The 21,465-nt window shown below is 46.9% G+C and carries 8 protein-coding genes; 3 read left to right on the top strand and 5 right to left on the bottom strand.

All coding sequences use genetic code 11. The features are described from left to right. Position 1 precedes the first annotated feature (1 nt). The 5 genes from A7985_RS22815 to A7985_RS22795 form a co-directional block, all read right to left on the bottom strand. Positions 2-2,842: a beta-ketoacyl synthase N-terminal-like domain-containing protein gene (locus A7985_RS22815; protein ID WP_065792728.1), complete on the bottom strand. Its 2,841-nt coding sequence runs from the start codon at positions 2,840-2,842 to the stop codon at positions 2-4. Beyond that, on the bottom strand, positions 2,842-4,827 hold the full coding sequence (locus A7985_RS22810; protein WP_081310690.1) for an SDR family NAD(P)-dependent oxidoreductase: 1,986 nt from the start codon (positions 4,825-4,827) through the stop codon (positions 2,842-2,844). The genes A7985_RS22815 and A7985_RS22810 overlap by 1 nt, the downstream gene beginning before the upstream one ends. After that, positions 4,751-8,767 carry a type I polyketide synthase gene (locus A7985_RS22805; RefSeq protein ID WP_065792726.1) on the bottom strand — a complete coding sequence of 1,339 codons (4,017 nt, stop codon included), beginning with the start codon at positions 8,765-8,767 and terminating at the stop codon, positions 4,751-4,753. The genes A7985_RS22810 and A7985_RS22805 overlap by 77 nt, the downstream gene beginning before the upstream one ends. Then, a complete protein-coding gene (locus tag A7985_RS27015; protein WP_256096836.1) occupies positions 8,710-14,679 on the bottom strand; it encodes a beta-ketoacyl synthase N-terminal-like domain-containing protein in 5,970 nt (1,989 codons plus the stop codon). Before A7985_RS27015 ends, A7985_RS22805 begins: the two co-directional genes overlap by 58 nt. Before the next feature lie 447 nt (positions 14,680-15,126). After that, entirely contained in the window at positions 15,127-15,504 is a 378-nt protein-coding gene (locus tag A7985_RS22795; RefSeq protein ID WP_065792724.1) for a hypothetical protein, read from the bottom strand. Positions 15,505-17,762: 2,258 nt separating this feature from the next. Here A7985_RS22795 and A7985_RS22790 point away from each other — a divergent pair. The 3 genes from A7985_RS22790 (at position 17,763) to A7985_RS22780 (ending at position 21,243) form a co-directional block, all read left to right on the top strand. Then, on the top strand, positions 17,763-18,971 hold the full coding sequence (locus A7985_RS22790) for an AAA family ATPase (protein ID WP_081310689.1): 1,209 nt from the start codon (positions 17,763-17,765) through the stop codon (positions 18,969-18,971). Beyond that, on the top strand, positions 18,971-19,906 hold the full coding sequence (locus A7985_RS22785; RefSeq protein ID WP_065792723.1) for a T-complex 10 C-terminal domain-containing protein: 936 nt from the start codon (positions 18,971-18,973) through the stop codon (positions 19,904-19,906). Before A7985_RS22790 ends, A7985_RS22785 begins: the two co-directional genes overlap by 1 nt. 209 nt (positions 19,907-20,115) lie before the next feature. After that, the gene (locus A7985_RS22780; RefSeq protein WP_065792722.1) at positions 20,116-21,243 is read left to right on the top strand and encodes a hypothetical protein; all 1,128 of its coding nucleotides are present in this window, start codon (positions 20,116-20,118) and stop codon (positions 21,241-21,243) included. The last annotated feature ends 222 nt before the right edge of the window (positions 21,244-21,465 follow it).

Below are 21,465 nucleotides of genomic sequence, written 5' to 3'. Positions count from 1 at the left end.
ATTAAAGTATTGTTTCTTCAAATTCAATATTGTCTGTACTATCTGCTAGTAACGGATCGACGCGGTTGTCTTCTATCACCTCACCGAGCCCGTCTTCACTCGCATCATTATGCGCAAACAGGGTTTGCATCTCTTTGCTGTGGTTATCAAGTAAGTACTTGGCTAGCTCTGCAATACTGCTGTTGTTATAAACAACCACAGGAGACAGTTTGATCCCGGCATCGGTATTGAGTGTGTGTACCGCTTTTGCAATTGTTAAAGAGGGGATCCCCAAAGACATAAAGTCTTTCTCAGCCGACACTGCTTGGCCATCACGACCCGACAGCAATGCGGTGAGTCGCGCCATGATCTTACTGAGCAAGCTCCCCTGAGGGTTAACCGCTGACTGTTTAGTATCGGTCTTTTCAGCATCCGATATCGCGACACGACCCTGCTCCTCAACATCGTCTGTGGCAAAATATTGATCTGCCCAAAACGTTTTTCTGTTATAAGGGTATGCAGGTAAGCTGAGGGTATTCACATGACCGCTCTGCCAGAAATTCCCCCATTCGACATCAATGCCATTCACCCACAGCGCAAGCACTTCCCCCCATGCCTGCGATTGCGTGGCACGTCGCACTTGGAATTCCACCATGTCTTTGGTGATCAGTGACTGTACGGATGCATTGTTCGAGGCATCTCCAGCAAAAATAGACTGAGCGACCAGTAAGGCCCCTTGTAAACTACCCGCTTGCTGCACCGTGGTTAACTTAGCGTGCAATTCCGCCACCGATGACACACGGATTGCCAACCGGTAAGGGTAGTGATCTCGACCACACTGCAGGGTAAAGAGCATGTCAGCCAAGTCATCTTCCGACACCGCGCCGGAGTCTAGTAACGCAATATACCGGTCGACATAGGCCAGCAAGCTCGCTTCACTTTTCGCCGACAATAGGAATAACTCTTTCGAGCTCACATGCGCATTAGACTTATTCGGTACCGCCTCAGTGGCTTCTTCTAACAATAGGTGAACATTCACGCCACTGTCGGAAAAGGAGTTCACACCCGCTAACACGGGCGTATTACCCTCGCGAATATCGCTAAACTCAATATCTGACTTGGCTATATATAATGGATGACGGGCGCTCTTGGTGTCGATAAAACTGCTCTCTTGCGTCACTGAAATCGTCGCAGGGAATTTTTTATGATAGAGCGACAGCGCCACTTTGATGACCGACGCGATGCCATTTGCCGGCTCTAAATGTCCTATGTTGCCCTTTAAACTGCCCAGCGCACATCGTTTGCTGTGGTTTTTATCACCGTCAAAAAGGTTTCTGATCCCTTCAAATTCAAAGGAGTCTCCCCATTTTGTTGCATAGCCATTGACTTCGATGTAGCGCAAGTCCTCAACACGTGCATTGGCGCGCTGACAGCTGCTTGCGATTAATTCAGAGATCGCTTCGTGTTTCACCTCAGCAATATTCTGGCTCGCGCCACGGTTTCTTTGACACACCCCTTTTAAATTTGCATACACGCGCTTTTTCTCTGCCACAGCCTGAGACTTGCGGGTCAAGACAAGGGCAGCAACCCCTTCGCCACGTGTATACCCGTCGGCGTCTTCATCAAAGACCCCGCAGCGACCCGAAGCAGACAACAATCCCCGCTTGGTCAATGCATCGTAGTCGTCGTCAAATAGGTTCAACGACACTCCACAGACAATGGCCACATCACATTCACCCGACTGTAATGATAAATAGGCACGGTTGATCGCCATCGCTGACGAAACACAGTTAACATTAAATGCCTCACTGGGCCCACTTAACCCAAGTGCATGCGACACGCGATTGGCTAAGTAAAATGCGGTATTTGATGAGGTAAAGGGCGGCAATTGTTCAACCACGGGACGATAATTGCGCAGCGCTTGCTCGTACTCGCTGTACTCGTAACCGACAAAAACACCGGTGTTACTGGCGCGTAAGTCTTTGAGACTAGTACCCGCATCGAGACAAGCATTGTAAATTTCTTCAAATAAGATCCGCTCTTGAGGATCGAGCAAGTGGCAATCTCGCTCAACCAGTGCAAAGAATTCACTGTCGAATTGGGCGACATCTTTAAGCTTTGCGCCCCATCGTTGCGGCGGCGCATTGACTGGTTCAGCTGAGGCCATATCGGCAAAATTAGTCAGTGGCGTAATCGCCTCAATGCTAGACTTTTTAGCAAGTAAGTTGTCCCAGAACTGACCGTGGTTGTCCGCATCTGCAAAGCGACATGCCATGCCCACTATCGACACACCTTCTTTACCTTTCAGATTCACCGTCGGCTCACTCGCTCTGCTCAGCGCGCCCAGATCCGCGAGGTTACCCAACAGCGCATCGTGGTACTGTGCAAATTGTTCCCCGTAATTCGCGACGAGGGTATTGGCGATGTCTTCCACACTGTCAAAGCGGTAACAAGATAGGTCAATACTATATTTCGATTGCACATAATTGATGATGGCAGCAATTTTGCCAGACTGTGGACCCTGTTGTGGCACAGCCTCCGGTTGTTGCGTCGCAGCGAGACGAGTCGTATTCACCGGCTCTGGCGCAGCGGCACTGGCCGCGGCACGCTCATCTTGACCGAGCTCTTTTTCAATATGCGTGGCCAGTTCCTCTGGCGTCGCAATATTGGTAAAAATAACGGGGCTCAGCTGAATACCAACCTGCTTCGATAGGTAGGTAATAAACTCCATCGCGATGATAGATTCCATGCCGATACTTTCGAAATCATCCGTGAAATCGAGCTTATCAGCGGAGATCTTTAAGGTTTTTTCGATAGCGTTCTTAATTTCTGCTACCACATTGATATTATTATTTGTAGCCATTAGTACTCAGTCCCTTCGAATTCTTCCATCAGTATTTTGGTTAATAAATTGGCTTGCCAATCTTGCTCTGAATTTGCATCTGAACTGTGCTGTGTTGATAACGCAGCGACATTCGTCGCTAGCAAGTCTGTGAATTGGCAAGTAAGTGGCGCAAACATCTCTACCAGCAACGCTGGATCACCGTACAAGGCAAGTGTTTGCTGAGCTTGTTCACGCCAAGCTTGTAATAAGATTTCCAAGCCCACATTGGTCGGCAACACATGCATACCAGTCAGCTCAGTCAACAATGCCCGTGCCGGCGCCGGAATGGACATGCCCCCGCTTTCCCAGAGCGGCCAGTTGATTGAGAGCGTTCTGCCATGTCTTTGCCCGATGGCAACTTGGGCGTTTCGTTGCTCAGCAAAACCATCAAGGAAGCCGTTTGCCATGGCATAATCCGCTTGTCCCGCATTGCCAAAGACACTGACAATGGAAGAGCTCAGTAGGAAGAAGTCCAGTTCCAAAGCGGCACAAGCTTGGTCCAAGTGCAACGTACCCAGTACTTTAGGTGCTAACACCGCTTGCACTTGCTCCGCCGACTTGTTGCTCAACTTACTGTCGTCCACCATCCCTGCGCAGTGAATAATGCCCGATAGCTGGCCACGTTGTGCCAGGATGTCATCAATCACCTGAGTGACATCGCTTTGTGCTGCCAAGTTCATCTGAACGTAGCGCACGCGTGCGTGTTGCTCTCCGAACGCCGCTGCCAGTACTGACTGTTTATCTTCAGCACCACCTCGGCCCGTTAAGATCACATGACTGTCCGTGGTTTCGGCCAATATCTGCTTGGCGAAAATCATCCCAAGGCCGCCTAGGCCGCCGGTAATTAGGTAAGTGCCACCGTCCTGATAGAGGGCTGTTTGCTGCGCTTCGCCACAGCGTGTCGATTTCACCCACTGTTGTTGCTCTAACCCCGTCTCAACGACGCGATAGAAGCCAGTTCGGCTAACGGCAAGCAATTGCAGCACATCATCGGCCGAGTGCGCCGTTGCGAGCGAGATCACTTCATTTTGCAACTGGCTGTACTCTTGTTTTACCGACTGTAAAAAGCTGTATATGCTCTGCGCGATGGCCGGTGATATGCCCGTATTGCATATCACCGTGACTTTACGCTGCGATTTGCCATGCGCTGCAATTTGGCTGTTAGCAAAATCCAGCATTGGGGTGGCATAGGCCAGCCCCTCCAATTCGCACTCAGAGATGGCTGCACACCACGCATCTGGCGCGGTTTGTTGCACTTGCGCAGCCACTTGCTCATCAAAGCCAAGTAATAAAATGGCATCTGATGCAGCCACTGACGTGCCTGACTCACCGTCTTGATAAGCACACCACTGAGGTGAGACAAGTGCCGTTTGGTTATCTGTGACGCCGGGTTTAGGCCCGTTTGTCGGCGCAAAGGTTAAGCCATTGAGCGTGGCCAAAATGGTGCCGTTATGATCTGCTATCGACACCGTGATCTGACTCGTACCATCCTTATCTGATTGCTGTTTTTTCAGCCATAAAAAGCGGCTTTGTGCCAGCTCACCTGTGAACCTGACTGAGCTCACACGTACACCACAGGGCTGTTTAGGCGCGGTTTTGTCTTGATACTGCAACGCTTTCGCCGCGGCAAACACCGTGTCGAGTAAGAGCAGCTCCCCGACAGTGCTCGGCTCATCGCTTTGCACCGCGTCCAGCTCGATAAACACTTCATCAGCGCCGAGGTTAACCGCGGCAAACGCGGGTTCACATCCCATCATCAGCGTGTCTTTACCTGACTCCAGCCAGATGGCCAGCTCGTCCTGTGTCAACAAGTGCGGCGTTCGATGCATTAAATTATCAAGGTGCAAGCTGGCTGGATATCGCGCAGCCACTTTTTGCGCCTTACCGCTACACAGCAAGGTGTGCACCGTACTCGCTCGCAGTCTCGTGTGTAACCTTGAAACCAATACGCGCAGTGGTGTCATCTGGCGACGCAATCTGGGTTAATCGGGTATTGAACACGCCCTCATTCGAGCACGTGTGCTGTGGCAAGAGCTCAACCCCGAACAGCTCTATGCCGTCATTGAGTGAGGCATCAAGTGCGCGCTGTGCACTGAATTTAGCCATGCTCAGCAAACACGGTAAACTGCTGCTGCGTGCCGCGAGCTGTTCATTCCCTGCGGCGGCCTCTTGCACCACCTGTGTCTCCACTAAGTGCGCGATGTCACTAACATGCGACCTAAAGACTACCCCCTCTATCGTCGATACATTTTCATGAACCAGTGGATGAAGCTTACTGGATACGATGCTGTTAACGTCCGCCAAGCCTTGTGCAGGCACTTCAAACCAATAGCTTTCTTTACTAAATGGGTAAGTAGGTAGGTTGAGTCTTTGCACCACTCGGTCTTGATACAACACACCCCAATTGATGTTTTTGCCCTGACACCAAAGCTCTGCCAGTTGTGCAAAATCATGGTTATTTAACAGGTTACGCAGCGTCTTATCATCTAACTGCGTGATATTGCGTTTCTTCACTGCGCCGGTATAACACTCGTCACCTTCTACCTCTTCATTCAGGTAGTCGGTCAGTTTTGCTATCAACTCAGCTTGCGTCTTAAATGGCAAGGCCACACGACATTCCAAACTATCTCTACCAACCTGAAGCGTATGCGCGATTTCGATTGGCGCATACGTATTTACTTCCAGATCGCGCTTCACGTTAGCCACGTAGTTGTCGAGTGTCTGCTTGTTCTTGGCTGACAATACAAATAAGTGTGTTTGCGCTTGGCTGTCAACGCTAGACGTCACTGTATTGCCGTATTCTTCAAATACCACATGCACGTTTGCGCCCCCAAAGCCAAATGAGCTTAGGCTCGCCACTCTGGGTAACGCTTCGCCGCGCTCATCCAACACCGCTTGCCACTCTTTTGGCTCATCAACAATATACAGCGGAGAGCCTTCTAAATTGATGTATGGGTTGAGTTTATTGAAGTGCAACAGCGGTGGTATTTGCTTGTGCTTGATAGCCAAAAGGATTTTAAGTAACCCTGCAATCCCCGCCGCCGTTTCTAAGTGACCGATATTGGTCTTTGCAGACGTTAACCCGATGTGCGGCTGCACTTCTGTCACGCCTTGTTTTTTGTATAAAATATCGAACGCACTCTTGAGTGCATCGATTTCGATCGGGTCGCCTAAGCTTGTGCCTGTACCATGACATTCAACGAATCCCACTCTGCGTGGATCTAGGCCTGATTTTTCATAGGCTTCCACAATGGCATCGGTTTGCGCTTTTCTGTTTGGCGCAGTTAGCATGCTCGCTTTACCACCGTGATTCTCGGCCGTAGCACGTACCAGAGCATAAACATGATCGCCATCGCGCTTGGCATCGGCAAGGGTTTTGATCAGGATGGCACCTGAACCTTCACCACGCACATATCCATTCGCGGCTTCGTCAAACGTTTTACAGCGACCATCACTGGCTAGCATCCCAGCGGCATCAAAAGAAATAAAGCCCGCAGGTGTCAGCATAACCTGTACCCCCCCCACAATAGCCATATCACAGCTGCCAGTGTGGATTGACTCAATGGCACGGTGCAAGGCAACTAAAGAGCTCGAACATGCCGTATCTAATGGGGCACTTGGTCCTCGAATATCCAGTAGATAAGAGACTCGGTTGGCCAAAATAGCATGGGATGTACCCGATGCTGAGTACCCATCCAGCTGCACTTTTTGCATCCCCATGAGGTCTAGGTATTCACGGGTAGACGCCCCAACAAATAGGCCCGTTTTGGTGCCCGCTAAGTCGGAGATCTTATGACCGGCATCTTCAATGGCACCGCATACCGTTTGTAGGAAAATACGCTGTTGTGGGTCCATCATCTGGGCTTCACGGGGTGAAATCCCAAAGAATAGTGGGTCGAATTGGTCGACGTTGCGCATAAATCCGCCCCACTTGGATTTGGTTTTGTTCTCTTCCTCTAGCGGATCGCCATAGTATTCCTGCCAATCCCAGCGGTCTTGCGGGACCAAAGTCACCATGTTATCTGTTGCCCCGATCAGGTTGCGCCAGAATTCATCTAGATCATCTGATTGCGGCATCACTCCGCTCATCCCCACAATCGCAATCGGCGTATCAATAAATCGATTGGCTATAAAGTCTTGTGGATTTCTCTGTACCACTTGTTGCGCGGCAGCCCCAGGCTCAGCCAATAACTCGCCGCCCTTATTGATCGAGATGGCAAGCGTATCGTCTTGATGACTTGGCTGTGCCGTCACTGCCAAGCTCTCTTGTGGTGTCGCGACCACTGGCTCACTTTGACTGTGCTCAGAGCTGGGTGATTGGCTGGCAATGTAAGCTGATACTTGCTCAATATTTGGATATTCAAAGAACATCACAGGGGTGATTTCTAACCCGTATTTATCATTGAGGTCGTTGGCAAAAGAAGCCAGTGCCATGGAGTCGAAGCCTAGATCTAGCAGCAATGCTTCGGTATCTAATTCGTCGTCAGACAGTTTTAGGAAGTCCTTCACTATCTCGGAGATGTCATCTCTTACCGAATCAACGAGGGCGTTGTTTACTTCCTGCCCGGGTGACACACTCTCAGGACTGTCTGCGGCTGTGCTCTGCTCGGCAGCAGGTGTGGATTTCTTCGTGATCCCCCACGCTGGTTCAAGGATTTCTTTCTTACCATCTACAACCACAAAGTTTGATTTATCCGAAAGTAAACCGTTTAAGAATGCGTCGATACCCAACTGAGACTGCAGTGGCTTGATCCCCAACTGAGTTTGGAAGAACTGCTCGGTTGCGGCATCTAATTGCATGCCGCCTTCTTTCCAAATCGACCAGTTAATACTGAGAGACTTACCAGAGCGCTGTCCGGCACTCACCTGCTGTGCTCTGTGGCGACAGTAGGTATCCATAAAGTGGTTAGCAAATGCATAGTCACCTTGACCCAAGTTCCCGCCCACAGCGGCCATGGATGAGAAGGTGACAAAGAAGTCGAGTTCAGCGTCTCGCGTGGCATTATCTAGGCACAGTGTACCGGCGACTTTAGATTCAAGTACTGCCTCAAACTCAGCCCGCGACTTGTTTCTGATCAAGGAATCATTGAGGGCACCTGCGGAGTGGATCACCCCGTGTACCGCGCCATATTTGGTTTGACACTGTGCGACAAGTTGCGCCATAAAGTCATCACAAGAGACACTGCCCTGATAGTACACCACCTCAGAGCCAAGCTGTTTAAGTGCATCAATTTGGGTCGATTTTGCGTCATCTAAGGCAGAGCGACCAATCAGGATAAGCGTGGCACGATAGTGCTTAGCAAGGTAGCGAGCCATAATATGGCCGATGCCCCCTAAACCGCCCGTAATGAGGTAAACACCTTTTTCTTTCAGTGCATGCAATGCCTTGTCCGGTGAAGTCTCAGCACCCAGTTGACACTGTTTCACTGCGCGCACTAAGCGTGTGCCGCTTTGGTATTTCACCGTGGTATTATTTACAAAGTCACGGTCTAATAATTCTTGAGCAGCGATGGCAGATACGTCATTGCACTCGGGATCCAGTGCTAATACCTTGCCACGGATCCCCGTCACTTCCGCTTGTAATGTTCTGATATAACCATTCACAGACTCGTGAACGCAATCATTGTGGTCTGCCTGAGATTGGTACAGGTAGAGCACATCTAAGTTATTGTTACCGTTGTTGACCAGCGCTTGACACAGCGCATGGAACCAGAACAAGCCACTTTCAAGCACGGCAGAGTGTGACGCTGCATTGCGTGTCCAGGCGTAACATAGACGCTCTAGCGTGACCCCATTTTGCTGTAGTTGTGCTAACAACCATGCAAAGCTCGCGGGATCATTCGGGTTTACAGTAAACCTATCTGCTGCCAATTGGGCGTTTTCGTCCCCTTGCTCAACACACACATACGTAATGCCTGTGTTTGCTTGAGTGAGCCATTGCGCCGTATCCTGATCAACAAATGCCACGGCCTGAACAGGGTTATCCGTATCTCAGCCGTGCAGTCCAGCTCCGCCTCTGACCAGTCATAAGCGTAGTAAAGCGGCTCAAACTCGTTCGTCTCAGCCACAGAGGATGCCGTCTCGCTTGGTTTTTCATGAACATCCACCAAAGGTACCCCGATGGACTCTTTGATCTTCACCAAAACGCGGCCCGTTTCATCCACAATGGTCACATTGGCTTTAGAGAGCTTAGAATGCGGTTCATTCACCTTCTGAATGTAACTGAAACAGCGCTCAGTGAGCGGATGGTAAACTTCCACTTCACCGATTGAATAAGGCACATACATAGTGCCAGACTGAGCGCCTAGGCTTGCCGCCATACCAGCTTGCAATGACCCATCCATCAATGACGGATGTAAAATAAAGCGATTGAAATCGTCACGACGACATGCCGGGATCTGCAACTCACCTAAGATTTCGTCATCATTTTTGTAGACATCTTGTAATACTTGGAAGCTAGGCCCTAATTGCAAGCCCAATTCATGGAACTGCGGGTAAGACTCCGCCCCTTTGGCAACCAAAGCACTGCGTGATTTGACGGCATCGATGTCGATGTATTCTTCAGGGATCTCTTCGGATGCACTGCCACGATAAGCAATTTTACCCTGACAGTAGACCTTGCGTGTCTGATCGTCCGCTTCCCCATATATTTCAAAGTTCACTGAGTTGCCTTTTGGTATCAGTTCCACTTTGGCTTCTGTGGTGTTTTGTCCATCGACGGTTAGCGGACTCACCCAGATCACGTTATACACTTTGTGCACCGGTCGATTAAGGGCCTGCTCAGCCGTAACGCGTGCCATATCGAGATATGCAACACCCGGTAGAGTCGGAATATTCGACACTAGGTGGTCGTAAATACAGAAGTCTTTTGCCGTAAACGACTTGGTAAACACTTGCGCGTTAAAGGTTGATTCGTTTGAGTCAATATTGGGGTGAATACTGTCAAGGGTGCCCAGCGGTGCTTCATGCGCTTCAATCCAGTGGCGTTTATCAGCAAACGGATAAAGCGGTAACGATACGCGACGCTGCGGTGAGTCGGTTTTTATAAATTGTAAGTCATCGACAAACCCTTCAGCCCACAAAGTGGCAATCTTACGGGGATCGCCCTTACTGGCGATCATGTCAATGATCTCTGCATTCTCTTGTGTCGAAAGTAGCCCAGAGACACGCTTGCTGTCTTTGGTGTTTGCGACAATCACATCTGAGTGCGCTTGGGTATCAATAAAGCACAGCAATCGCTCAATCAGCTGTTGCTGAGACGATGCCAAAATGGCCAAGCGGTGATCAAATGCTTTTCTGCCCATCTGCAAGGTAAAGGCGATATCCGCGAGACGAGGGGGCGGTGTATCCTGCTCTAAAAAGTGCAGCAGTCTTTGCGCTTGTTGCGTAAGCTGTTGTGCAGTGCGAGCAGAGAGTGGGAACAATCTCAGCGTGGCGTCATTCGATTTAGCCTCAGTATCGACTGGGTTATAGGCTTCAATCACCAAGTGTGCGTTCGCCCCCCCGGCACCAAAAGAGCTAATGGAAGCACGCAATGGCTGTTCAACGCCCTCCAAGGAAGCCGGTTGCCATGGGGCAAGGATCTGTTGCACCTCAAATGGGCTGCTGGCAAAATCAATATGTTCATTGAGCTGCGCCGAGTGTAGGGATGGCACTAAGGTTTTGTGCTTCATCTGCAACAAGGCCTTGGTCACCCCAGCTATCCCCGCTGCGGCCTCTAAATGTCCAATATTGGTCTTGATAGAGCCAATAGCGCAAGACTGAGCTGGGACGTTATCGGCGCTAAATGCCCGAGTTAGGCCCGTGATCTCTATCGGGTCCCCTAATTCGGTGCCTGTACCATGGGCCTCAACGTAGCCGATGGTGGCAGCGTTGATCTGCGCTTCTGCCAGTACGTCAGAAATCAAATTGGCCTGTGACTTTGGACTGGGTACCGTGTATCCATTGGTTCTGCCACCATGATTTACACCAATCCCCCGGATCACACCATGGATATTATCTTTGTCCGCTATCGCTTGTTTCAACGGCTTAAGGTAAAGTGCATTGACCCCCTCTCCCGCCACATACCCATTGGCATTCGCACCAAAGCTACGACACACACCATCTTCGGACAGTGCCCCACCATTGTGGTTAATATCATATTTATGTTGATGAATATCGAGGTTCACCCCACCGACAATGGCACTTTGACAGTCGCCTTTATTGATACTTTGACATGCGTAGTACATCGCCGTCAGGCTGGATGAACAGGCGGTATCTATGGTTAAACTTGGACCTGTCAAATTCATCCAGTAAGAGATCCTATTTGCCAAACTCCACATAAATGAATTCGGCGTCACAGGATTACCGGCCATTTTTTGCTCGACGCCGAGTATTTGGTACATTGACCAAACGCCGCCGACAAACACACCGACTTTGCCATTTTGGCCATCGGCATTTTGCAGTAATTCAGGGTAGTAGCCACCATCTTCCAATGCTTCCCATGCGGTTTCAAGCATCAGGCGCTCTTGCGGGTCAAGCATTTCCGCTTCTCGCGGAGAAATATTGAAGAACAGCGAGTCAAATTTATCGACATTGTTAATAAAGCCACCACGGTAAGACGCTTTGTGGCTGGCCGTTCTTTTGTCTAGACGGTCCTGTGGAATATCCGTAATACAGTCTTTGCTGTCGACGAGGTTTTGCCATAATTGGTCGAGGTTATCAGCCCCTGGGTAACGTCCCGCCATACCGATAATTGCGATATCGCCGACTTCGCTGTCGCGCGCTTGTGGTGCATTACTCACACTCACTACCACCTCCTTGTTTGGCGTGTGGCTTGCCGTGTTCTGCGACGCCACATCGGCCGACGTTGTCACAGCCTCTGCGTCACGGCTCGGCGCTTCGGAGCTTGCATCGTCCCCGCCAGCATTCAATAGCCTTACCGGCGTGTAGCTGGCGCCCATCGATAAGAACGCACCATTGTCCGCATCCACCCTGTTTATATCGACGATATGACGTGGGCTCGACAAGGCGTCGACCATTTTATGCGCAATCGTGTTAAGTTCATGATCCGAAAGACCAAGAGGCAGTGCAACACGTACTAAATTATTCAACGCGGTATCGCGCTGCATTCCCACATTGTGGCCTGCGGCTTGAATGCCTGCATTGAGATACAAGGAGGCCAAAAACGATTCAACTGGGTAGGCCAAAGCGGCATAGCTGTCCAGCTTTTTCACATCAATTAAGACACAGTGGGCATTCGAGCTCTGCACAAGCGGGATGCCAGCTTGAGTGAGGGTATTGCGTAGCGTTGCGAGTTGTTTCTGACGAGTATGTAGGCGCTCAGAGGCCGCTTCCTGATCAGCCAATGCCAGTGAGACCAGCTTTTTGTCAATGAGTCCCATACGGTCAATCGATTTATCCGCTTCGTCTTGGAAACGCTTGAACAGCTGTGGATCGTTGGTCGCCAAGATCCCGCCTCGATTAATGCCAAAATCCTTGGCCAAACTGGCCGTGACCACATCCGCGTGGGCACAGATTGAGCGCGCACGCTGCCAAATAGAGGCACTCGCGTCGCCATCAGGTGCGTTCAATGCATTTTCCATAATGCGAGTCGCGTCCATCACCAATGGAATATTGCGCGCCGCGAGGTGCTTTTTCAATTCAGCGAGGTGGCCAAGTGACACCGCATTGCCGCCTGAAGCATTGTTGCTGATCTCAATGCCGACAAATGAGACTGGCTGAGCCTGTGCATCCAGCTCACGGAGCAATCTCGTGATATCGATGTGTGCTTTATGTTCACTCGCACGGTTTAAATCGTAAATATCAGCGTGTGGCAGCTCAACAGGGGTAAAGCCATTATCCAGTAGACTATAGATAAATGTTGGAAACAGGATATTTTGCAGCACCACGCCTTTTTGCGGCCACGCTTTACATAAAATCGCCTCGGCAGAGGCACCGCTCTTAGTGCAGATGATATGCTCAAAAGGAAACACCGTAGCGAGCTGTTTATGCACATTGTTCGCTTTTTGAATGTGCTTGTGTAAGCCACTGACATGCTGCTCGATAAATGGATAGCTCGATTTCGCCCATGAGTCCGTTTTTAAATCGTGCTCCACACTTTTTGCCGCCACATTGGCGACGTTGAAACCGGCTTCAACCAGCGCTTTACCGCGTGACCCCAGTTGTTGACAGGCTTTAATCAGCTCTTGTGTTTGCTGTTCACTGATGGGCTCAGCGCGTACCGGGGTGTTGATAATCGGCGTGGCACTGGATGGCGTTTCATCTGCGGCAGTGGCCACCGTCACAGTGGCCGATACGTCCTCCACGGTCAATGGCACTTCGTCCGTTGCCGTAATTACTGGAAACACCTCGGGCTGTCCGGGCTCAGCAATCATTAGGATCACATCAATGACATCGTCTGCCGCTTGATAATCCGCCGGACGGCTTAAGAAAATGGTTTTATTTTCCGGTCTAAATTTATTTTTGAACTGTAAATTGCCCTGATCGTCAAAAATATCCTGAGCGCGCAAGATGTCTAGCATACCATCTAGATCAGGGTCCATGTTCTCAGATGGGCTCAACTTAGGACCCAGTGTGGCACCTAAACTAAATAATTCACATCCCTCGGTGATCAACTGCTCAATAATTTGGCTGATGGCATATTCCAATCCACCCAATGGCATATCCGCGGCATAAAACTCTAGATCCATCAAATACCCGTTGCCAGGCACTTGTATCGCAGTGATGAGGATAACATTGGAAATAGCCCCATCTAGGTAAGTGATGAACAGACGGTGGCTGGCATCTAATTTACCGGCAACGATATCAGATTTTGCTTTTTCTACTAGCGGGTTAACCTTTGTCTTGAGTTCACACCAGCGATCGATAACAACACCGATCTGGGCATCGGTATCAGGATCCGAACCGCTGATATATTCAACCGTTTTGGCTTCACCGACCTTTTCATATTTGGATACCAGGTAGCGAAGCCGGCGCATTTTTCCGCCACCAAGCGAAAAGTTTTGCAGGTTGAGTACCCGCTGAACAGCCCCAAAGGGGGTAGAGGTAAATTGGATATCGCCAGTTTGATGAATACTGTCATCTGACATGATATTGAGCTTTAAGGCATGACGCTTACAGTAGTTGGTCAGCTCAAGTAATACATCGTCAAATCCATCAACGGCCCCCGTATAGGAATAAGCCAATACCAGCTCGCCCTTTTTACCTAAGTTAAAGTAACCGCGCTGGCAACTGCCTAAAAAGAGCGTTGGCGCTATCTTGCTCGTCCCTCTTGAAATGGTGCCTTCATTTTTATAAGCCGCATTGAGTTGGGCAATGACAGTGGCAATTGCTGCGTCATCAATCTGATTCAAATCATCAATCAGAATAGGTGAGGTGTCGACTTTAACTTCAACTTCCTCTTCGCTGCGCGTCTGCGGTGATGTCGGTGCCTGTGCCTCAATATTGGCCACAGGCGCATTTGCATCAGCCCGTTCGCTGTCACTGTGCGCCAAATCGTCTGGCGTCGCGGTGGACGTTGATCCCAGCAAGGAAAGGAAAGTGTCTTTGTGGGAATCTAGTAGATAGGAAGTTAACTCTTTAATGTTTATAAATTCGAACAAAAGTGTTTTTGGAAGACGACCAAAATCCTCTTCGAGCCGTTTAACTATTTTTAAAACATGAAATGAGTCAACGCCAAAGTCACCAAATGAAGTTTCTGAATTAAAAGTAATATCTTTACCTTCAACCGCTTTGCTTACGATAGAAACAACATAACTCTCGGCTGAAGAAAACAGATCACTTGCATTGGAACTTTTATTATTTTCAATACACATTCTATTATATCTCGAGTATTTTTGTTGGGAAAGAATGGACTCGATAAACATTTAATCCGAGTTAATTCCATTTATAAATCCTGCTAAATGCTTTAAGCAAAAGCCACAGGTAAGCCTTCTGAAACGTGCTTAAAAACATACTAAAATAACCGCAATATAATGACACCTCGGAATTCTGACAGTGTCCAAAGTAAGAGATGTAAATCAACACCTAGCAAAGCGTTATAGCGGTATTAAGATAACCAGAGGAAGTGACCACAGAGGCGTAAAAGAAGTCAGCAGCATAGTCTGTTATGCTGCTGTGTGTATACAGTAGAGTACCTCACCACACCTCCCTTTTGGCTCAGGTAAAAATCTTAAAAATCAGAGTTTAAAGGGGATAGGCGGAAATATTTAGCGCACCAATAACCGAGTTGGACCCGGTATTGATGTGCTAATTTGGCAAGATCACTTTTCTAATAGAGGTCGGTAATTTTTTGCATATTGCCTTAGTAGCAAGCCACTTGAGATGATCAGTAAGATTGCCATTGGTGTAAAATGAGGAAGTTCAAAGAAGTATAACATACACAAAACAACCGTGATTGGTAAACTCAGTAAGAAGCCCAGTGCTGGCTTATAGTTCAAAGCTAAACTGATCACGATAAAAGTTTGGACTACCTTAAGTAAAATCCAAAAGTAAGTAGTTTCCATCAGCGCGGGGAGAAACACACCACCCGGCGCACCAAAAGGATGCATATCAAAAATTAAATACGCCCAGCCGTCATAGCTACATATAAAATACCAAAAAACCAAAAAATACCTAGCCAAAATTTCAACTATTTTCATTTTTATTTTCCATTTTAATTAATTTAAACTCATTAAAAACAAGCGAAACATAAACAACATTTCATTACCAATGAAACCCAAAAAGCAGTACTTTAAAATGCTAAATATATTAAAATAAGACATACTTATAAAACTGTTATATATGACAGGAGCACTATGCAGCCCCACTCCAATGCCCTACAATAGGCCGCAGATCAGAGCGCAAATATCTGCTGCCAGCTCCCCATCGGATACGGGCCCATGGGACTTATGTGCTGAATAGGGTTTAACGCTAATCGGGTGGGTTGGTGATATGTGCACCCCAATCTATGTGAGCGGATAGTCAAAGGAGACAGAGAATGAAAGTAAACGGCATCATCAGTCGCCGTTTAAACACGTCAATGCAGACGTGGTGCAAAAACTGAATGGGCTGACCCACAATTTTGACGCCAAGTGCCAAATTCGCGCCATAGCCTGTTTGGTTGACATATCGTTGTACAGCGCAAAACACAATGAAGGATACCCAAGTATAAGCACGTACACACTATCGCAGTGGATTATCACAACAGGCGCTTAAAAAAGCGCGGATGAGTCCAAAGTCCTTGGCAATAGCAGATGTCATAGATCCATAGACTTCATAAACGCTCGGTCAAAAGAAGTGATTTCAACGCGCAGCCGTGCCGGTCTATTCCCCCTGAACGGGCCTTTAGAAAGTAGCAGGCAAGCACATAAGAAACAGTGAGCACAGCAACAAGTATCCGCCATTTATACCGCCACAAGCCGAGAAAGGGGGGCGCTGCACGTCGAGCGTGATTTGGCAGAGATCCATTCGCCATACCTTGATAACCCCCCTCCGCGATTCGCAGTCAGTGACTTCGAATCGCGGAGTTAATTACACAGCAACACTGTGCCAACAAAAACCCAAGCGGGTGTCCCCCTCAGCAAGCCAGCAAGCCTCCCACCTTATAGACAGTACATTCGACAGCAAGAAGCGCCGTGACTTCACAGCCCACATGTATACAGGCAGTTAGATCGGCCCCTTAGCACTGCACTTCATCGAATCAAACTATCTTGCATCCTTTTTGTCGCGGTGAGTGTCGATATCAACGCCGTCATTCATGGTCGTTACCATTTTCTCAGTTCGCAGGTGATAACCCAACAACCCACATGAGAATTCGTCCATATCGACACAAACGCCACCACATAACACACCATAAGACATTAGATGTTTGATTTTTATATACTTTTAAATTTTAAAGCGTCATTTAAGCAAATCCAATGACAAACTGCGAGTGACATTAAATAGTGTAATTCTGATCTGAGCCGTATATTACGCGCGGTACAACTGGCAAAAAAGGGACGATTGAAGAACAAATCACATAATTAAATGGTGTAAACCTGATCTGGAGAAGGTTAAGGCCTCACCTGCTAAATTTTGCGCCGCTGCAACTGTCAAAAATTACAGTTGATATTACAGTGAATTAGTGCATTTTCACTTTAAATAATGTAATTCTGTTCTCGCGGGCGATTTGAGCGAAAAAGAAATGGTGTAATTCTGACTTGAGCAACAAAAAGGTGAAAAATAAACCTTTTTTTTTTGAGTTTCTATTCCAAAAGCACCTTTACAAAATGAATTAAGATTATTTAAACGGGTAAATCAAAATAATTTCCCGTCTTTGGGTAAATAACGTCACAAATGGTGTAATAGTGATCTGACAATAAACGAGCATGTGCATAAGTAGACAAACAATTGGTGAGATCCTGATCTATAAATAGTGTAGATCAGATCCACACTATAAAGATCACCGAAAACAACCGTAAATTGTGTATAAAACCCAGCATTAAAATGGTGTATTCTTGATCTAACCACAAAAACCGGGGGTAACTTTGTTTAAAAGCTGTGAGTAAGTTTGTTTTTTGCAATTTTAAATAGTGCATTATGGATCTCACAAATAGTGAGTTTGCGATCTGAATATGGTGTAATCACGATCTGAACTTTTCATTAATATTATTAAATATCAAAAGCTTAAATTAAGTAAACGGATGCTTATCCTTAATACCTATAGATCTAATCTAATAATATCCTTGTTACCTATTTTAATATAATTATTTCATTTGTTAGAATTGTAATTACATGATGTAATAGTCAAAGAAATGGGTGTAGTACACGGAATTTCTTGAAAGGCACATGATTACATTAAAAACATGTTTTTTTGTAATCTTCATTGAAAAACATGCTTTTTTGAAATAGGATTGATAAAAAATCAAAGGAAAACATTATGGGTGTGGATTTTGATGCAATGGCTCTTCGAGCTAGGACATCACTGCGTGAACTAAGTGAAGATGTCGACATGCTTAAAGCTGAGATCGATTTTAAAGGGTTGCCGTCCTTTACCAAAGCTGCAGTATGCAAGCAGTTTCAGAAACTCTCGAGAACCAGTGTTGATAAGTATATTGCTGAACTTGAATCTGAAGGCACACAATTCAATACTAAATTCCACGGTTCCATTAAAGTTTACGATCTCTCAATCGAAGACATCATCAAAATCTATGAGAAAAAAGGTGAAAAGAAGTGGCGTGATAAACATGATGAAGCCACCGTTATTTTTGTTAATTCCCTAAAAGGGGGAGTCACCAAAACAGTTTCAACGGTTTCCATTGCACAAGGATTCAGATTAACACCCGCCCTTGCCATCGAAGACTTGCGAATCGCCGTAATCGACATGGACCCTCAAGGCTCTGCAACCATGTTTCTCAATCACCACTACACGGTGAATAACTTTGATTATACTGCCGCGCAGATCTGTGTGAATCCGCAACTTAGCCGAGAAGAGATTTTAGAAAATGGTTTTGTAAACACCAATGTGCCAGGTGTGAAACTTATGCCGGCCTCAATTGAAGATGGTTTTGTTGCCAGCTCATGGTCAAGTTTGCATGAGGAGTTAAAACATGAAGGTCACAATACGCCGGAGTATGATCTGCTCAAAGTGAATTTGATTGATAAAATTAAACACGATTTTGATTTTATTTTTTTAGATACCGGCCCACACTTAGATCCCCTGTTGTTGAACTCAGTGGTTGCAAGCCATTTTTTAATTTTACCCGCCCCGCCAGCCCATGTGGATTTACATTCAACATTAAAATTTGTCGAGCGCTTACCCTCGCTTATCAAACAAGTTGAAGACAATGGCTCGGAAATTCGGGTACTTGGATTTTATGGCTTTTTATCCAAGTTTATTCCATCTCGTGAAGAACATAGAACATCACAGCGGCACTATGTTAAAACCCTAGATGATATGTTACCTGAAAACTTGCCCAATTCTGAGGCATTTAATAAAGTAGGTCAGTCCTATGAGACGGTACTTACCATCCAAGGTAAAGATTATGATGGCTCTAAAATAAGCTTAAAGAATGCGGCAGATTCGGTAAAAAAACTCGCCTCTGCATTATTTTATCAAATCGAAAGAGATTTAGGGAAAATGAAGTAATGGCGTTAAAGAAAAAAGCAAGAATGGAAAATGCATTACCTGAATCACGGTATGCAGATGGTACGATTGAGAAAGTCTTTCCTTCCGGCAATAAAGTGCGTTTTTATCCATTCGAGATTAAATCAGCTGATATTCCCGAGCATGTTCGACAATCGAAGTTTAATCCACGGCGATACGAAGATCTCAAATTGCCCGCTGTACAAGATATTTTACCTTCGATACAAGAAGCGAAAAGAAATACGTATCACGTCTATGTAATAGGTACTCAGGACACGTTCAAAGTGGTCGTGGGACTACGTCGAGTATTTGCTGTTAAGCAGTTACCTGATGCGGTATTGATCGGTTATCGTGCAGCGCATCTCGAGGAAGTGGATGAACAATATTTAGCACAGTTCTCTGATGTGTATGTAGCCCCTTCTTTTGTTGATTTAGGTTTAACTATCCGAGCTGAACGCGAGTTTTCTACGATGACCGCGAGACAGCTTGGAGAGGTCTTTGGCGTATCTAAAGATACTGCGAATATGGCGCAACGTGTCGCTAAATTACCTAAATCGATATTAAATATATTCCCTGCCTATCAGTATATTACATTCCGTTTTGTGAAAGCGCTGTCGAGCTTAGCCGTGTCTGAGCAGCAATATCAGGATGTGATAGAGTCGGTGAAGCGTCACTTTGCTGACGAAATGTTGAGTTATATGCACAATGACGTGCAGAAGAATTACGCTAAGTTATCAAAAAATATAGAGAATTTTATACTTAACGAACTCAAGCCTAAGACGCCAAAGCCAGAAAATCACTGGCAAGCACGTTTTAAAGTCAAGGGCGTGAGCACAAGCCTTGATACAAAAGGAAATCTTACACTCAAGTTTGACTCAATGGTGAGTGATAACACCATTGAAAAAGTCGCTGAACTTTTGCACAAGGAAATAAACTAATATGGGGGATGGTGCTCGTCGCGGTCAATTGGAGTTGTTATAAACGAGCACAAACAACGCGAATATCAGGTTAAAACAATGAACAAGGCCATTTAATCGCTGTATTAAATGGCAATGGGAAAGTGTTAAGGACGAATTAATGAAGTTGCTAGATTCAGACTACGCGCTGAATAGCACCATCCTATCGAGTTCAATGTAAGGTGTTTATTATGGGTGGTAACTCGTTTAAAGTCGGAAATTTGCCAGAAAGTTTCCGGCAAGAAGTAAAAAAAATTCAAAATGCCGGTGAAGTCTCTCAGTTATCACGCTTTGTGGGTTCTGGGGTTATGGGTGAAAAGTCAGGTATGGTGGTGTCCAACACTTTCAAAACCTACGACCTATGGTCTCGGTTTGTGAGAGATAAACGACGCCCTATCCCCCTTGCCGAGGCAGGTAAAGCGGTTGCTAAAAGAGAAGTCGCTGACAAACTCGATGGTAAAGAATATGCCGGGACGTTAGAAATTACGCCGGCAATCATCAGTAAAAAGGAAGTTGACTATATCGCCTACCCTTCCGATCGAGAAGAAAAGGTGGAGCGTGCGCTCATCAGGTTGGCATCAAAAGGCAACATCATAGCCATTAATGGCAAGATGGGAGAAAGGTATGCTGTCGCGTTTACATTGAAAGAGCTACAGAATGAAATGAAGTCTGTCAATCAAACGCTGAACCTTCCGGATCTAAAAGAGTCGTTGCAAATATTAAAAAGGGCCACGCTGAGGATGCGGTTGAATGTGATAGACCCCGATTCATCAAAGGTCGAGCATTTTGACACCACCACTAACTACTTAGATGCCGTGCACTTTAGTGGTGAGCGAGGGCGTTCAAGCATTAAGTGTGTGGCGGTACTGAATACTGTCATGGCGACCAAAATAGAGAATGTAGAGTATCGCAGCTATCTCTTTGAAAGAACACAGGTGTTCAGCCGCTCTTTGTCTCGTTGGTTAGCGGTGCGTTTATATACCATGTTTCGTTATGCGGCTCCGGGTAAAAGCTATCATTTTATGTTAGTCGATTTGATGGTTCGCTTTGGTGCCATTGCCAGTAAATCTATCGAGCATAACCGTCTTGTTGCGATCCGCAGAGACATGACACAAACGATGCGGGACTTTATTGAAGCGGATATTATTGAGCACTATGACGTTGAAAACCGCAAAGATGGCGACAAGATCGTCGACTATAAGTACACTATCTTTCCAAGTGCTCGGTTTACAGAGGAAATTATTGGCTTAAATAAACAAGCAAAAGCCATAGAATTGACCTCTGTAGACGAGGATGAGTTGGCCAAATTAATGAAGTGAAGCTTGCTGGCTTTGCTACAACATTGGTCACAAAAGGGTTGTCGAACGCTCGACAACCCTTTTGCGTTTTTCTGAGATTATCGCCACCGACGTTGTCAACGGCTAAGCGCATCACGCTCTCTTTACAAAGCGAGAGAAGCCGCACCGAAAAGAGACTGCTTGTCGAGCGTTCGACACCATCTCGGATACTAAACGGTGCTACACCCCTGTCTTTTTTCCTGC

It is taken from the genome of Pseudoalteromonas luteoviolacea (genome assembly GCF_001696455.1).
Taxonomy (GTDB): domain Bacteria; phylum Pseudomonadota; class Gammaproteobacteria; order Enterobacterales; family Alteromonadaceae; genus Pseudoalteromonas; species Pseudoalteromonas luteoviolacea_C.
This window is presented reverse-complemented; position numbering and strand designations above follow the sequence as displayed.

What these genes read in the sequence shown, in the direction of transcription:
- A7985_RS22815 (WP_065792728.1), bottom strand. Translation starts at nt 2,842, where the DNA reads ATGGCTACAAATAATAATATCAATGTGGTAGCAGAAATTAAGAACGCT.
- A7985_RS22810 (WP_081310690.1), bottom strand. Translation starts at nt 4,827, where the DNA reads ATGACACCACTGCGCGTATTGGTTTCAAGGTTACACACGAGACTGCGA.
- A7985_RS27015 (WP_256096836.1), bottom strand. Translation starts at nt 14,679, where the DNA reads ATGTGTATTGAAAATAATAAAAGTTCCAATGCAAGTGATCTGTTTTCT.
- A7985_RS22795 (WP_065792724.1), bottom strand. Translation starts at nt 15,504, where the DNA reads ATGAAAATAGTTGAAATTTTGGCTAGGTATTTTTTGGTTTTTTGGTAT.
- A7985_RS22790 (WP_081310689.1), top strand. Translation starts at nt 17,763, where the DNA reads ATGGGTGTGGATTTTGATGCAATGGCTCTTCGAGCTAGGACATCACTG.
- A7985_RS22785 (WP_065792723.1), top strand. Translation starts at nt 18,971, where the DNA reads ATGGCGTTAAAGAAAAAAGCAAGAATGGAAAATGCATTACCTGAATCA.
- A7985_RS22780 (WP_065792722.1), top strand. Translation starts at nt 20,116, where the DNA reads ATGGGTGGTAACTCGTTTAAAGTCGGAAATTTGCCAGAAAGTTTCCGG.